The sequence below is a fragment of the Pseudomonas sp. genome (assembly GCF_050739775.1).
In the GTDB taxonomy this organism is placed as follows: Bacteria; Pseudomonadota; Gammaproteobacteria; order Pseudomonadales; family Pseudomonadaceae; genus Aquipseudomonas.
In genome coordinates this window covers 19,713-34,426 of record NZ_JBOICA010000052.1, presented here as the reverse complement: position 1 = coordinate 34,426, position 14,714 = coordinate 19,713, and the positions used below count along the sequence as shown (strand labels likewise).

Here is a 14,714-nt window from a genome sequence, read left to right as displayed (position 1 = left end):
CATGATCCGTATGCCTATCTCAAGGACGTGCTGACGCGGTTGCCGACGCAGAAGGCCAGTGAGATCGACCAACTGCTACCGCATCAATGGATGTCGGGCTGACCTGAGCAAGGTGTGTTCCCCAACCACTTACAGCTCAGCAGATTACGCACGTTGTTCATCGCGTCATCGGCAAAGCCCTGGAGGAACGCCTGAAACGCCGGTAGGGCATCACTACCACCTGTGTAAGGTTCGGCCTGGATGGTCCAGGTGGCGCGGGCGTGATGCTCATTCAGTGCCTCGACCTGCATGGCCGCCCACAGGTTGCCGATGTTCAGGCTGGTGTAGATCAGGTTCCAGGTCATGAACATAGCCTTTTCATCGCGGGCATTGAGCTGTTCGATGACCACATTGCCGTCCTTGAACAGTTTTTTGCGCACCGAGCGTACACCGCTGCCGGTCATGTCGATGTGTGCAAGCGCCGGGATGAACAGCGCAAAGCCGGCAAAGTTGCCGACGATGTTCCAGACGCTCGCAGCGTCCGCGGCAATTTCGACGCTGGCAACCACTTGGCAGCCGTCTGGGTTGTGGATCAAGGTATCGGGTTGAAGTACTTGCATGGTGTGGATCTCCTGCGTGGGTTGAAGGGATCAGATGAACTGGATGTCGTGCAGGTATTGGCGGCCGCGCTGCAGCAGTTCTGGCGTCTTCGCCGGGTAGCGAGCACCCATGCGCTCGACGCCGGCGCGGGCATTGCCGTGCTGGATCTGGGAGATGTCGCCGATGTCTTCTTCGAAGCCGTCCAGGTAGAAACCGAGCACGTCGAACAGCGCATTGTCCCGGTCCACATGCTGTAGCTGGCGTTGCCATTGCGCGATGCTGACCAGCTCGAAGGGGCGGTTGTTGTCGCGAAATGCCCAGACATAGTCGCACCAGCTCAGGGGCTCGGGGTTGTGCAGGTTGAACACTGCATGGTCGGCCTGGTAGCGGCTGCTATGGAAGGCGATGAAACGGGCCAGGAAGTCCACGGGCATAAGGTCGAAGTTCAGCTCCAGGGCTGGCACCTGGCCCAGCTGCAATGAGCCCTTGAGCATCAGCAGCAGGCGATTACGCTGGGGTTGGCAGACGCCTGTGCGACTGTTGAAGCTGATGTTCCCTGGGCGATACAGGTTGACCCACACCCCCTCGGCGCGAGCGCGTTGGAGAATGCGTTCGCCGACCCATTTGCTCAGGTTGTAGCCGTTGCGCAGATAGATCGGGGGCGTCTGTGCCGGCTCCTGCTCAAGCACCTGGCCGGTGCTGTCGATGGCGCTGCAGGCCGACAGGGTCGAGATGAAGTTGAAGATCTTCTTGCGCCGGCCTTCGCACAGACGCAGGCATTCGAAGAGCGGTTCGATGTTGTCGGCGGCCAGGGTTTGGTAGTCGAGCACATGGTTGACCTGCGCCGCATTGTGCAGCAGTGCGCCGTACTGGCTGTCGAGGTAACAGTAATCGCTATCGCTCAGACCCAGTTGCGGCAAACGCAGATCAGCGTCGAACACCTTCACCCGGCTCAGGTCCAAGGCGCCTAACTGGTTTTCCCCCAGGGCCTGAAGAAAGCGCTCGCGGGCCGATTGCTGTTCATTGCGTCGTACCAGGCAGGCCACTTCGCTGGCGCCCCATTCCAGCAACGCTTCGACCAGGTGGACACCGAGAAAACTGTTGGCACCGGTGACGATGACCTTGTGCACATCGCCCAGTTGCGCCAATGGCCGGATGGCCAGTTGCAGCTCACGACGAGCGTCGCATTCGGCTTGAGGGTCGAGGTCGCTGTTGATCGACGCTTCTCCGTCAACCAGCAGCGCGAGTCGTTGCAAGGTCGGCATCTCGATAAAGCGGTTGATCGGGATGCTGCGGCTGAACTGTTCGTGCACCCCCAGCAGCAGGCGAGACAACAGGATGGAATGACCGCCCAGGTTGAAAAAGCTGTCGTCGGTGGAGATTTCCTCTTCGGATAGATCCAGCAGCTCGCTCCACAAGGTCAGCAGATAGGCTTCGGTGGCGTTGCTCGGGATGCGGCGCTGATCGGCCTGTGGCAGCTGCCGCGGCAGCTTCAGCAGGGACTGACGATCCACCTTGCCGTTTGCGGTGTAGGGCATCTGCGCCAGCAACTGGTAGAAAGTCGGACGCATGTAGTCGGGCAGGTGTCGATCGGCATACTTGCGCAGGGCGACTTCATCTTCCTCGCGCAGGGGCTGGGCGGCGAAGACCAGGATCCGGCGCTGCTCATCGATGACCACTGCCAGTTGGCGGAACAGTCCGCTGGCACGCAAACAATGCTCGATCTCTTCGGGCTCGACACGAAAGCCGCGGATCTTCACCTGGTTGTCACGCCGGCCACACAGCTCGATGCCATCAGGGGTCCATTTGCAGATGTCACCGGTTCGGTACAGACGCCGGTTGGTGCCGTCTGCCAATGTTAGCTGGACGAAGCTTTCGTCGCTCAAGGCGGGGTTGTTCAGATAGCCCAAGCCGACGCCAGGCCCGTCGATGTACAGCTCGCCGGGTTGTTGCTCGCTGACCGGTTGCAAGTCCCGGTCAAGGATCAGCACTCGGGTATTGGCGATGGGGCGGCCCAGGTTGCGGGGGGTATCGCTGGCCTGGAGTACCCGCGTGGTAGCCAGCACGGTTGTTTCGGTTGGCCCGTAGATGTTGTGCAGTCGGCATTGCCCGGCCAATTGAGCGATCACCGCCGGCTCGCAGACGTCGCCACCGGTGATCAAGTGACTCAGGCCCAGGCCTTGATCGAGTGGCAGGATGCTCAAGAGTGCGGGCGGCAGGAAGGCATGGCTGACTTGCTGTTGGCGTATCAGTGTGAGCAGTTGTTGCGGGTCGCGACGCTGGTCTTCACTGGGCACCACCAGCTCGGCGCCGCAAATCAACGTGGGCAGAATATCCAGCAGCGAGGCATCGAAACCGATGGTCGAAAATTGCAGCACCCGACTGTGCTGGTTGAGCTGCACATGGGCGGCATACCAGGCCTGGAAGTGGCTGAGGTTACGCTGGCTGAGCAGAACGCCTTTGGGCTGGCCGGTGGTGCCCGATGTGTAGATGACCACGCTGGGAGTATCCATTGACGGACGCTTGAGCATCAGCGCTGGCAGCGGGTTTTGCGAGAGGGACGGCAACTGGCGCAGGTCCAGCGTCGGGACGCTTGGGTCGTCATGCTCGAACTGACCGTCATGCAGCAGAACGCAAGCTTCGGCGTTACGCAGGATTTGGCGTAGCCGTTGTACCGGTTGGCTCGGGTCCAACGGTAGATACACCGCGTCGCAGCCAAGTACGGCGAGCAGGCTGGCATAGAGCGCTAGCGACTTGCCCAGGCAGACACCAATCACGGTGCTGCGGTGCGGGTCCGCAGCTTCGGGCAACAGGGGCTGCAATTGCTGCTGGATGGCCACGGCCTGGGCGTGCAGGTGGCGATAGTCGATGCGCAGGCCGTTCAGGTTAAGCGCAGGATTGCGCCCATAGTTGCGCAGGCTCTGATCGAGTTGCTCGATCAGCGGGACTTCGGCCTGACACAGGAGCTCAGGCGCCGTGGTCTGGTTGAAACGGTGGAACAACGCCAGCTGCTCCAGCCAGTCCAGGCTTTGTTCGCAGTCGTGCGGCCCCGCGCTGATGGTCATGGCTTCGAGCAGATGGTCAGGGTCGCGGGAGAATCGGCTGACCTGCAGAGCGACCAACTCCAGTAGCGCGTCCATTGTTTGCAAGCGTAACTGCTGGCCGTTGCCCGACAGATCAGCGGTCAGTGGCTGGCGTTGGATCAGGCGCTGGGTGGTGGCGCTGCCAGTCCAGCACAATAGTTCGAGCGCCGGCAGGTCATGACCAGGCAACTGGGTGACACCCAGACGCAGACTCAGTAGTGCGCAGGGTTGCAGGTCGCGCCAGTCGGCTGAGCCAAGCGCCAGGCTGCCATCCTCGATGACCAGTTGCACTGGCTGCCCGGCGTGTTGTTCCAACGCCTGGGCATCGCAGACCAGGAAAACGCCGTGGCCCTGCTGCTCAAGCGCTTGATAGACATTGGCCAGCGCCGGGCTGGTGCCGATCAAGAGTATTTCTAGGCGTCTCATGACACTCTCCTTGGCTCGGGTAGGTAGTGCGTCAGTGCACGCTGCACGCAGGGTGAGTCGAGCATCGAGCTGCTGCGCAAAAAGCGCAGGATGTTGCCCAGCAACGGATGTTGGTGATTGATCGGGTAGGCCATCGCGAGGACTTCCTCACGCAGCGCCTGGCGTACCTGAGGCATTACTGTCAGGTGATCGATAAGCGCGAAGTCGAAGGCTTTCTGGATCTCGTTGGTCAGGTACTGCTCAAGAAACACCGGTAGGATTTCGGCGATGCACTGGCGATCCGCCTCTGTGGCGCTTTGCCAGTAGATGCGCGTCAACCGGGCCCAGAAGGTTGAATGGCGCCCTTCGTCGAGTAGGTGATCGGCCATCAGCCCCTTGACCGACGGCTTGACCGTGTCGTCGCGGGCGAAGGCAGCAACGTCGTCAGTCAGGGTGTTCTCGGCAATGCCGACACAGATCAGTTCCAGGGCATCGCGCAAGTGTGCTGGCGCCAGAGCCAGTGCCGCCGGGATGGCGCGGCTGAGCTCGATTTCCGCGGGCAGGCTGATCGGTTCGATACCGGTCAGGGCGATGGTCTGCTGCATGAAATCCATCGCTACCAAGGCGTGGTAGTCCTCGTCGACCACCACGGTCATCGCGTCATATCGGCAGGCGAACGGAAAGCGGATGGCGAAGCGGTCCTTGGCGATCCTGCGTGCGGTGCGATCAACGATCTCGGTCTCGAAAATCACCACATCGTTGATGAACTTGTAGAGGCTCTGCACCAAGGCAAGGTCGCGCAACTGCGGGCATTCACGCATAAAGCTTGCGGTGAGCACCAAGGGTTGGCGGCTGAGCGGGTAGATCAGCCGCTGATCATCTTCGACCCGGCGTCTGGGTCGGGTGCGAATGGTCGCCCGGCTCTCCCAGGCTTCGGCAAAGGATTGATAGTCGATGGCGTTCATACGCTGACCTCGACTTGGGAGGTACGCATCGATAGGCGCAGGCGATCCCACAGGGCGATACGGCTTTGCACCGCGGCAATGGCGGCCTCGTAGACTTGCTGCTCACGCTGTGGGTCGTGCTTGACCAGGCGGGCGAGCAGTTCTTCGGCTGCCGGGCCGTGGTCTTCGGAGTCCACTTCGATATGCCGGCGCAGGTAGTAGCGAAAGGTTGGTGCCTGCTCGCCGGTAATGCCCCAGTCATCAAGGATGCGTTGGAACATGGTCGGGATAACACTTTCACGTCCGTGCAGGAACGCCGCCGCAACGCTGTGCGCCTGGGCATTGAGGGCGACATCCAGGGTGTGGCAGACAAACTGCCTGGCGGCATCGCTGGCCTCGGCCTGGTGCAACGCGCTGGCATAACCGATGCCTTCGCGTTGCAGGCTGACGAAGCGTTCGATGGCCTGGGTGCTGGCGCCCACTTCACGCATGGCGTCCAGATAAAGTTCAAAGTGGCTGTAGTGGCCATGATCGAGACGATTATCAGACTCCTCGCCCAGCACGATCTCATTGATCAGGCGTGCGGCTTGCGGGTCTTGCGGAGGCAGCCAGGGTAGATGAACGCAGGTCAACTCCTGTTGGAGGCGCTTGGTCAGTGACATGAAGTCCCAAACGGCAAACACATGGGTTTCCATGAACCGTTGAAGTACCGGCAGTGAATTGATTTCGGCAAAAATTGGGTGGCTGGAAAGTTGCTCTTTGTAGTGCGCCAATGTCGATTTAAGCGTGGTCATAATGTTCCCTCATCAGCACTTAATGGTTGCTTGACTGGATGTCTGTTAAATCGCTTTATCTAATTTGCGGCGAGCAAGTGCCTCGATTGAAAAGTCGATAAAAATGCTTCGGGTATTTTGCCAGAGCCCTTGGCGGCAGGCGCTGCCTGGGCTGTGCAAGTGAATTGCGGCTCGCTTGTGGCTGGCGATTAAAAAGTTAGAACAACTTCCGGGGGTGCTGCAATAAGTTTCGTAACTATATTTTATGTTTGTTATTTTCAAGTATAAGTTTGCTGTATAAAACTCTTTGCCAAGGTTTTATTGATGTGTAAGTGCTCCTTCCGACAAAGAATGGTCAGAATTAAAATTACATGAGCGAATGCCTCGCTCGGAGCACCACAGGGGGCGGGATTATTGGGGTCTTGGTTCGGTGGGCAGCTGATCGATATCGGTCCTTGCCCGGCGACAGGCTCCTTCTGCATGTTCTGGACGAGCAGCCGACCTGGTCCGCCTGGAGGGCGATCAGCGGTCGCTGCGCGAACAAGAGTGTGCCGAAAATGCTGGCGCTGCCATGTCTGGCTGAAGGAGAAGGGGGGAAAGAAAGAAGGGCTGAGCAGCCATCACACCTGGATGATGGCCGCACATCGGTAGCTCAGGGGCTCGGGTTCACTCAGCCGGTCGACTGTTCAGGTAGGCCTTTATGGTTTTCGCCGCTGTGTTCAGGTGGCGTTCAAGCACCCTGATGGCATCATCGACCGATTTGTCGTTGGCTGCATCGACCAGGCCGTTGTGGTCATCCTGAGTCAGTTTGCCCAGGCCCATCGAGGACAGGTGAAAGCGCAGGAAACGTTCTTCTTCGTTGAGCTCGACTTCAATCAGGTGCAACAGCTTCTTGTTAGCGGCCTTGCTGTACAGACTCATGTGAAACAGCCGGTTCAGCCGACCGATCTCGGCATGCCGGGTTTCGTTTTCCAGTTGACTGATGTAACTGCGGGCCAGGGCAATGTCATCAGCATCAAGCAGAGGAATCGACTGGCGCAGTGCTTCGGATTCCAGAATCACCCGCAGCGCATAGGTGTCCACGGCATCTTCGCCAATCAGGGGGGCCACCACGGCGCCCTTGTGCGCCACCACCTGCAGCAACGATTGCGCCTCAAGCTGGCGCAGCGCTTCACGCACCGGCATGCGGCTGACCCCGAACAGCGTCGCCAGCTCCTGCTGGCGCAGGGCCCGGCCAGGTGCCAGGCGGCCATCGAGGATAGCGCTGCGCAACCGCTCTTCAATCACACTACGAGCCAGGTGCGGCGGCACTTGCTCGCCGCCCAGTATTTCGCTCAAGGATCTGGATTTCTCGGTCACGCTTTACTCTGTCCTTAATGTCGGAATGTTTTGATGATTGGATCCAATCACCCTAGTTAGCGATGGGGGGCTTGTCAAACCGCGTGGGTCGCCGTCCTGACCCTGTCGGCTGGCAGCGGGCACGGCGGTAGTTGCTATCGTGAATGAAGTTTTTCTCCAAGGGAAGCCGACCCGACGTACTGGTTGCGGGGGCTTCCCAGAAGGCGGGCAGGCTGATGTCATCGTGATTGTAAGGTGCCATTGTTTTTTGATGGACAAGGCCGCACCATCGGTGCTTTTCCATAGGTCTGCGCAGGTTTTCGCATTGGCGATACGTTGGGCTGTTCACTTGACCATGCGCCGGCTGGGTCTTGCCGTCGTGTTCGGCTGCCTGCTGTTGGGCAGCCTGCACGCCGATTGGGATTTCTCCCAGATCAGCCGACGCTCCCAGACCCTTTACGGGCCGCTGGGGGCGGGGCAAGGCCGTATCGATGCCTGGCAGAACCTGCTGTCGACACAGAAACAGGGCAACGAAGCCGAGCAGCTCAAACGGGTCAACCAGTTCTTCAATCAGCAGTTGCGCTACGTCGAGGACATCGACCTGTGGCGCGAGGTCGATTACTGGGCAACGCCTATACAGGCATTGATCAAGGGACAGGGCGATTGCGAGGACTATGCTATCGCCAAGTACTTCAGCCTGCGACGCATGGGGGTTGCGGCGGAAAAACTGCGCATCACCTACGTTAAGGCGCTGCGCCAGAACCGCGCGCACATGGTCTTGACCTACTATTCGAGCCCCAACGCCATGCCGCTGGTGCTCGATAGCCTGATGGGCGCGATCAAGCCCGCCAGTGAGCGTACCGACCTGCTGCCGGTCTATTCGTTCAACGGTGAAGGCCTGTGGCTGACTGGCGCTACGGGCAACAAGAAAGTCGGCGACACCAAGCGCTTGTCGCGTTGGCAGGACCTACTGAAAAAGATGCAGGCCGAAGGTTTCCCGGCCGAACCGGTTTACTAAAGGAGCACAGATGTCACTGTTCAAACAATTGCTGCTCGCCATCTGCCTGTTCCTGGTAGTCGCGTTCAGCGGCAGCTTCATGGTCAGCCTGGAGAGCTCGCGTAGCCAGTATGTAAACCAGTTGCGCTCGCACGCCCAGGATGCAGCCACGGCATTGGCACTGTCGTTGACACCGAACATCGACGACCCGGCGATGGTCGAGCTGATGGTCAGTTCGATTTTCGACAGCGGTTATTACTCGAGTATCAAGGTCATCGATCTGAGCTCCCGCGCCGTGCTGGTGGAGCGTCACGCCGAGGCCGACGCCAATGGTGTACCGGCCTGGTTCATTCGCCTGATCGGCCTTGAAGCCGCCGGTGGTGATGCCATCGTCAGCCGCGGGTGGCAGCAAGCGGCGCGGGTCGAAGTGGTCAGCCATCCGATGTTCGCCCTGGCCAAGCTCTGGCAGAGCGCCTTGGGCAGCCTGGGCTGGCTGCTATTGTGCGGTGCCTTGAGCGCAGTGCTCGGCGCCCTGTTGCTGCGCCGGCAGCTCAAGCCGCTGGACTACATGGTGGCGCAGTCCCACGCCATTGCCCGCCGCGAGTTCCTTAGCCTGCCCGACCTTCCGCGCACACCTGAGCTGCGCCGGGTGGTCCAGGCCATGAATCAAATGGTCGAGAAGCTCAAGGCGCTGTTCAAGGAGCAGGCCGAGCGCAGTGAAAAACTGCGGGTCGAGTCCTATCAGGACAGCTTGACGGGCCTGGCCAACCGCCGCTACTTCGAAATGCAGCTCAACGCCCAGGTCAGTAATATTGAAGAGGCCCGGCCTGGCTACCTGCTGCTGCTGCGGGTCAAGGACCTGGCCGGGCTCAACCAGCGCCTTGGCGGTCAACGCACCGATCAATTGCTCCAGGCAATAGGCCAGCAATTGCAGCGCACCTGCGCCAATTATCCGGAAACCAACAACCTGATCACCCGCAGCCGTGGTGGTGAGTTCGCCGTGCTGGCGCCAGGCCTGGTGCATGAAGAGGCGGTACAGCTGGCCCAGGCCCTGGAAGTGACCCTGCAGAGCCTGGCCGACACCGGAGCCAGCGACGTCACGCCGGTGGCCTGCATCGGCATGGCGCCCTACAGCCCGGGCGATGCACCCCAGGCCCTACTGAAGCTGGCGGACGAAGCCTTGGCCCGGGCCGAGAGCCAGGTGGAGCCGGGCTGGGTTTGCCTTGAGCAAGGTACCGCGCCCCAGGCTGGCGATACTCACCATGCCTGGCACCAACTGCTCGATGAGGCACTGCAGCAAGGGCGCTTCCAGCTGTTTTTCCAGCCGGTGGTGGCCAGCGATGCGCCGGAGCAGGTATTGCACTACAAGGTGATCTCGCGGGTGCTGGATACCCAAGGCCAGGCGATTGCTGCCGGACGTTTCCTGCCCTGGCTGGAGCGCTTTGGCTGGTCGGCGCGGCTCGATGTACTGATGCTTGAGCAGGTGCTGAAGCACCTGCAGAACCACACCGAATCCTTGGCCCTGAACCTGTCGGCAGCCACCCTGGCCGACCCCGGTGCGCTACAACGGGTTTATGAGCTGCTCGGTCAGAATCCGGCGCTGGGACCGCGCCTGACCCTGGAGATTGGCGAAGAACAGCTGCCCGACCAGGCCGTACTCGAACAATTGACCCGGCGTTTGCATGCGCTCGGTTTCAGCCTGAGCCTGCAGCGCTTTGGCGGGCGCTTCAGCATGATCGGCAACCTGGCGCACCTGGGGTTGGCGTACCTGAAGATCGACGGCAGCTACATTCGCGCTATTGACCAGGAGCGACACAAGCGCTTGTTCATCGAAGCGATCCAGCGCGCAGCGCACAGCATCGACCTGCCACTGATTGCCGAACGCGTCGAAACCGAAGGCGAGCTCAAGGTGCTGCGCGAGATGGGGATTCAGGGTGTGCAGGGCAGACTGGTTGGCGAGCCCGCACCCTGGCGCTGAGGCAAGCTGAGTGGGCTAGAGAACGGCCCGCTGCGGTCAGATAAGACCGCTGTCCTCACTGTCGTCGATCAAGTTGTTCAAACCACCCAGGGCTTCACGAGCGCTGGAGCGGTTGAGCAGCTTGGCCTGGGCGCCGGCCGGCAGGTCGGTGATGCTGATCACCCCTTTGCTGGTCAGTACTTCGATCAAGTCTTCGAGCACCCGGATCATGTCCAGGTCGCTTTGCTTGAGCTGCTTGAGGCTGTTCTCGACAACGTCGCCGGCAAACCATTCCTGGACCTCGGCATGGTCGGCCGGGAGCATCTCCGTATATTCGGCGTAGGGTGCGGCCTCTACCCGGACCAGTTGGCCCTGTGCATTGCGTTGCACGTAGAACATGGGGTATCCCTCTGAAGTGTCAGTCCGTATCCGCTGTCAGCAGCATAGGCCACGCTGGCCGGGCGTGTAGTCCCGGCCAGCGAGTATGCGCTGTGACACGATACAGGGAAAGTCCGAAGCGTTGCGCCAGCCGGACATCGGCTGGCGCAGGCTATGGATCAGCTGTTGGAGTGATCGATCTTGATGGTCGGGTCAGCACCGGTCACCAGCGAGTTGATCGTGGTGTTGGCCCAGTTGACGCCTTCCAGCTTGATCGTCACATCGGCATTGGCCAGGCCACCGGTGGTGTTGAGCTTGCCTTCGGAACTGACCTGCAGGGTCGACTCGCCATTGACCGTGGTGATCTTCAGGAAGTTGTCGATGGTGCTGGCCTTCTCGCCCTGGAGCAGGTCGCTCAGGTCCAGACGGTCACCTTCGCCAGGCTTGAAGTCCTTGATCACATCCTTGCCAGTGTCGCCGGCTTTCCACACGAAGGTGTCGGCGCCGCTGCCACCGGTAAGGATGTCGTCGCCTTTGCCGCCGAAGAGGATGTCATTGCCTTCGCCGCCGAGCAGGGTGTCCTTGCCGCTACCGCCGAGCAGAATGTCATTACCCTTGCCGCCATCGAGGCGGTCATCGCCACCCTGGCCGAAGATAATGTCATTGCCGTCGCCGCCCAGCAGGGTATCGGCCCCATCATTGGCGCGCGAAACATCGAACTCGCTGACGTGTTCATTGATGTACTGATGCAGCACGCGGCCATCGACATCGCCCAGATTCACACCCAGCTTGCCGGCCACATAGGCCTGGATGGCTTCAACGCCGTTGCCAGCGATCCCGTCGAAGCTGACCAGGTCACCGAACAGGATATCGTTGCCGTCGCCGCCACTGACATTATCGTTGCCCGGTTTGGTGGCTTCGGTATGACCGAGAATGGCTTCGGCCAGCTTGCTTGGGTCGATATTGCTCTGCGGTTTGTCATCGGTGTCGTATGGCTTCAGGCTGTTGGCGTTGACTCCGCCATTAAGACCGATCGCTTCAACGCTCGAGTGTTTGGCCAGCAGCAGGAAAGCCTCTTTGGCGTTAACCTCAGCCCAATAGGAGCCCGAGTCCACAACCGACAACTCATAGGTACCGTCGCCTTGTGCATTCAGCTTGCCAGAGGCGTTGTAGTCGATGCTCCAGCCGTTGCCGTCGCGATATTCGGCCGTGAGGTAACCAGATTTGCTGATGCTGATCCGGTTGTCGCTCCCCACCTTCTCATTAGAGATAACGTCACCCAGTTTGTATTTCAGACGACCCAGTTCGCCATCCATGGTGTAACTGGAGCCGCTGAACGTCGGGTTGGTTCTCTCGCTCCTCTGATAGACGTTAGGCTCGCCATCGGTGATGAAGAACGTCTGGTTGCTAGCGGTACTGCCTGCTGCCTTGAGGTTCTGGAACCAGTTGGCTGTGGTTTTGAATGCATCCTCGTAGTTGGTACTGCCACCGGCTTTGAGCTTGTCCAGTGCCGCTTGCAACGTTGCCATTGCATTCTTGTCGGCAAGATTGATCGAGACGGTGGTGTTTACTTTTTCGGAGAAGTCCACCAGCAGGATGTTCACCGTACCGGACTGTGTGCCATTGACGCTATTGGCCAGGGTCTTGAACACCGACTCCAGGGATTGTCTCGCAGCATTGACGCCCGAGTTGCCCATACTGCCCGATGTATCGACGATGAACGCCAGGTTGTAGTCCTTCCCAGGTGTCACATGCAGGCCGTTGACGTCGGCAACGACGATGTCGTTTCCGCTGCCCAGGGTGTTGGCATCGTTTTCGGCCGTCAGGTTGCTGGAGCTGTAGCTATCCGGGTAGACGGTGACCTTGATCGTACCTTGGCTGGAGTCGCTGACACCGTTGGCTTTTTCCGTCGCGGTCGAGGTGACGGTGATGTCGAACTGGCCGTGGTAGTAGGCCGGCGGCTTGATGCTCAGGCCGTTCAGGTTCCAGCCGGTGACATCGATCTCGCCTTTGCCGACAGTAATGGTGCGACCGGTTCCATCGCTGAGGATCGAGCCTTCCGGAATGCCACCCAGCTTGACGCTGAGCCTCTCCGAACCATCGGTGTCGGTCAGGTTGGTGGCGATGTCCACCAGCTTGACGGTGCCGTTTTCCGCGCCTTCATTGAGCTTGTAGCCCTGGTAGTAGCCTTCGCCGTTGCTGCCGTGCAGGTCGCCGACGGTAACGCCTGCGTTGGTCAGGTCGTTGACGCTCGGGTACATCGGGATGTTGGTGTTGCTCAGGTCGACCGGTGTGCTGCCATTGACCGACAGATTGACGTCATAACGGCCAGGACCGCTCTGATTGGCGTGATAGATGTCCAGGGTGTAGTAACCACTGGTAGTCGGCTTAAATGAGCCGCTGATACCACCACCGGCGCCCCAGGTGGCCAAAGCCACGTTGTTGCCGCCGATGGTGATCAGCAGGCTATCGTCACCCACACCACTGAAGCTGTAGGTCTTGCCGGCTTCCAGGTAGATCAGGCCGGAAGTCTTCGAACCCGAGCCGCCCGTCACACTGCCGTTGGACTGGGCGTTGGTTACCACTGAGCTGCTATTGGGATTACCGGAGTTGTCGAAGACGGTCTTCAATGCGTCACCGGTGATTCCATCACCGTTGCTACCCAAGCCTTTCAGGCTGTTCCAGGTTTCCTTGACCAAGCCGATCGAGTTCACGTTGTTGCTGCCGATGTTCAGGTCCGGCTTGTCGGCCACAGGTGTGATGTCGACCTTCAAGGTGGCTTCTGAGCCTTGGTTAGTACCGTCAGTTGGCTTGAACTTTATTTGCGCGTAGTCGGCCTGCTGGTTGCCGACATTCGAGCCGCCGTTGGCATCGATGCCCGACTGGTTGGCCAGCGGTACGAACTTCAGCTTGCCGGCCATGATATCTGCCTGGCTGATGGTCTGGTTCAGGGCAACATTGACCCAACCCGAGCCGTTGTTGAACTGCAGGGTGCCCAGGTCCGGCAGTTTGGTGATGGTCACCCCGAGGCCGCTATTGCCATCGGCATCGGTTACCTTGAAGTTATCCCAGCTCAGGACCAGCCCGGTGTCTTCCGTACCGGTCACCGCACCGCCTGCGGAAACAGGGGTGTGATCGTTGTCGATGATCGTAGTGGTGACGCTGGACTTGCTTGGATTGACCCCGATGTTCTCGAAGTTGCCGCCGCTGGCGCTATCGATCTTGACGACGAAGTTCTCTGCGCCTTCGACCAGGCGGTCGTCGATGGTCCTGATGTCGAACGCCACGCCGTTGCTGTTGGCCGGGATCTTCACGGTGGTCACGCCATTGAAGTCCACACCGTTGGCGGCCGTACCGCTATAGCGCAGGGTTACGGTGACTTCCGCCTTGGAGGTATTGCTCAAGGTCAGGGTGTAGTGCGCGGTATTGCCTTCGATTACCGACGTATCGCCACTGATGCCCACGGTGACCAGGTCGCCCTGGCCGATTGGCTCATCGGTCACAGTGGTGGTCAGGGTGGTATCACTGAGCGTCAGCTTCTCGAAGTTGTCCGCACCCTCGACGCTTGTAAGCTTGTTGACGATCGGTGCCTGGCCACCGGTGAACACATCGTCCTTGGCGGTGATGGTTGTGCTGCCGCTGGTGCTGTTGGCCGGCACGGTGACGGTGGTGCCATCGCTGAGCTTGAAGGTCAGCGGGCCGTGGTTGTTGATCGGCATGCCTTGGGCATTGGTCAGGGTCACGGTGTAAGTGATCTGGCCGCCTTCGGCAACAGTGGTCTTGTCCGCGGTCAGGGTGGCGACGACTTCGCTGAGGGTGTCGTTGACCTGCACGCTGGCATTGCCGCCGAGCTGCAGGTTTTCGAAGGTCTTGCCGTCGACGGTCGCGTCGGTGACGCCCAACGATACCGGCTTGCCGTCCTTGTAGACGTCATCGCCCTGGGCATCGAGGGTGTAGCCGACTTCGGTGGTGTTGGCCTTGATCACCACCTGCTGGCCGTTGCTCAAGGTGACGGTGAGGTCGTGCGCAAGCTTCTGGTTGACCTTGATGGTGAAGGCCGGCTTCTGGTTCTCGAAGACCGGGCCGTTGCCTTCGATGGTGACGATGACGGTATCGATGCTGTCGGTGACTTCGGTGGTCAGGGTGGTATCACTGAGCGTCAGCTTCTCGAAGTTGTCCGCACCCTCGACGCTTGTAAGCTTGTTGACGATCGGTGCCTGGCCACCGGTGAACACATCGTCCTTGGCGGTGATGGTTGTG

Annotated in this window: 10 protein-coding genes; 3 read left to right on the top strand and 7 right to left on the bottom strand. The window is 59.9% G+C overall.

Annotated features, from left to right (window positions below; all coding sequences use genetic code 11):
- The coding region (locus ACRESH_RS21640; protein WP_431743892.1) for a transposase domain-containing protein at positions 1-102 on the top strand (102 nt) is incomplete at its 5' end.
- On the opposite strand, the gene ACRESH_RS21635 is transcribed toward ACRESH_RS21640, so the two are convergent.
- The 5 genes from ACRESH_RS21635 to ACRESH_RS21615 form a co-directional block, all read right to left on the bottom strand.
- A complete protein-coding gene (locus tag ACRESH_RS21635) occupies positions 84-599 on the bottom strand; it encodes an SRPBCC family protein (RefSeq protein ID WP_431743889.1) in 516 nt (171 codons plus the stop codon). The two genes, ACRESH_RS21640 and ACRESH_RS21635, sit on opposite strands and share 19 nt — an antisense overlap.
- A gap of 30 nt (positions 600-629) precedes the next feature.
- Positions 630-4,088, bottom strand: a complete 3,459-nt coding sequence (locus ACRESH_RS21630) for an amino acid adenylation domain-containing protein (protein WP_431743888.1) — start codon at positions 4,086-4,088, stop codon at positions 630-632.
- The gene (locus ACRESH_RS21625; RefSeq protein WP_431743887.1) at positions 4,085-5,032 is read right to left on the bottom strand and encodes a diiron oxygenase; all 948 of its coding nucleotides are present in this window, start codon (positions 5,030-5,032) and stop codon (positions 4,085-4,087) included. Before ACRESH_RS21625 ends, ACRESH_RS21630 begins: the two co-directional genes overlap by 4 nt.
- Positions 5,029-5,805 (bottom strand): DUF3050 domain-containing protein, encoded by a 777-nt coding sequence (locus ACRESH_RS21620; RefSeq protein WP_431743886.1) that lies wholly within the window; start codon positions 5,803-5,805, stop codon positions 5,029-5,031. The genes ACRESH_RS21625 and ACRESH_RS21620 overlap by 4 nt, the downstream gene beginning before the upstream one ends.
- A 645-nt stretch (positions 5,806-6,450) precedes the next feature.
- Positions 6,451-7,143, bottom strand: coding sequence for a GntR family transcriptional regulator (locus ACRESH_RS21615; protein WP_431743885.1), 693 nt, complete (start codon positions 7,141-7,143; stop codon positions 6,451-6,453).
- Positions 7,144-7,477: 334 nt separating this feature from the next.
- On the opposite strand from ACRESH_RS21615, the gene lapG reads away from it, so the two are divergent.
- Both lapG and lapD read left to right on the top strand, forming a co-directional pair.
- Complete coding sequence (lapG, locus tag ACRESH_RS21610) at positions 7,478-8,140, top strand: cysteine protease LapG (RefSeq protein WP_431743891.1); 663 nt, start codon at positions 7,478-7,480, stop codon at positions 8,138-8,140.
- A 10-nt stretch (positions 8,141-8,150) separates the two neighbouring features.
- Complete coding sequence (lapD, locus tag ACRESH_RS21605; protein ID WP_431743884.1) at positions 8,151-10,097, top strand: cyclic di-GMP receptor LapD; 1,947 nt, start codon at positions 8,151-8,153, stop codon at positions 10,095-10,097.
- A 36-nt stretch (positions 10,098-10,133) separates the two neighbouring features.
- On the opposite strand, the gene ACRESH_RS21600 is transcribed toward lapD, so the two are convergent.
- Both ACRESH_RS21600 and ACRESH_RS21595 read right to left on the bottom strand, forming a co-directional pair.
- Positions 10,134-10,475 (bottom strand): tryptophan synthase subunit beta, encoded by a 342-nt coding sequence (locus ACRESH_RS21600; protein ID WP_431743883.1) that lies wholly within the window; start codon positions 10,473-10,475, stop codon positions 10,134-10,136.
- A gap of 158 nt (positions 10,476-10,633) precedes the next feature.
- Positions 10,634-14,714, bottom strand: a 4,081-nt coding sequence (locus ACRESH_RS21595; RefSeq protein WP_431743882.1) for an immunoglobulin-like domain-containing protein, incomplete at its 5' end; no start/stop codon positions are given.

Bases quoted from the DNA above. Each gene is read 5' to 3' on its own strand.
- ACRESH_RS21625 (WP_431743887.1), bottom strand. From the start codon at position 5,032: ATGAACGCCATCGACTATCAATCCTTTGCCGAAGCCTGGGAGAGCCGG.
- lapG (WP_431743891.1), top strand. From the start codon at position 7,478: ATGCGCCGGCTGGGTCTTGCCGTCGTGTTCGGCTGCCTGCTGTTGGGC.
- lapD (WP_431743884.1), top strand. From the start codon at position 8,151: ATGTCACTGTTCAAACAATTGCTGCTCGCCATCTGCCTGTTCCTGGTA.
- ACRESH_RS21600 (WP_431743883.1), bottom strand. From the start codon at position 10,475: ATGTTCTACGTGCAACGCAATGCACAGGGCCAACTGGTCCGGGTAGAG.
- ACRESH_RS21635 (WP_431743889.1), bottom strand. From the start codon at position 599: ATGCAAGTACTTCAACCCGATACCTTGATCCACAACCCAGACGGCTGC.
- ACRESH_RS21620 (WP_431743886.1), bottom strand. From the start codon at position 5,805: ATGACCACGCTTAAATCGACATTGGCGCACTACAAAGAGCAACTTTCC.
- ACRESH_RS21630 (WP_431743888.1), bottom strand. From the start codon at position 4,088: ATGAGACGCCTAGAAATACTCTTGATCGGCACCAGCCCGGCGCTGGCC.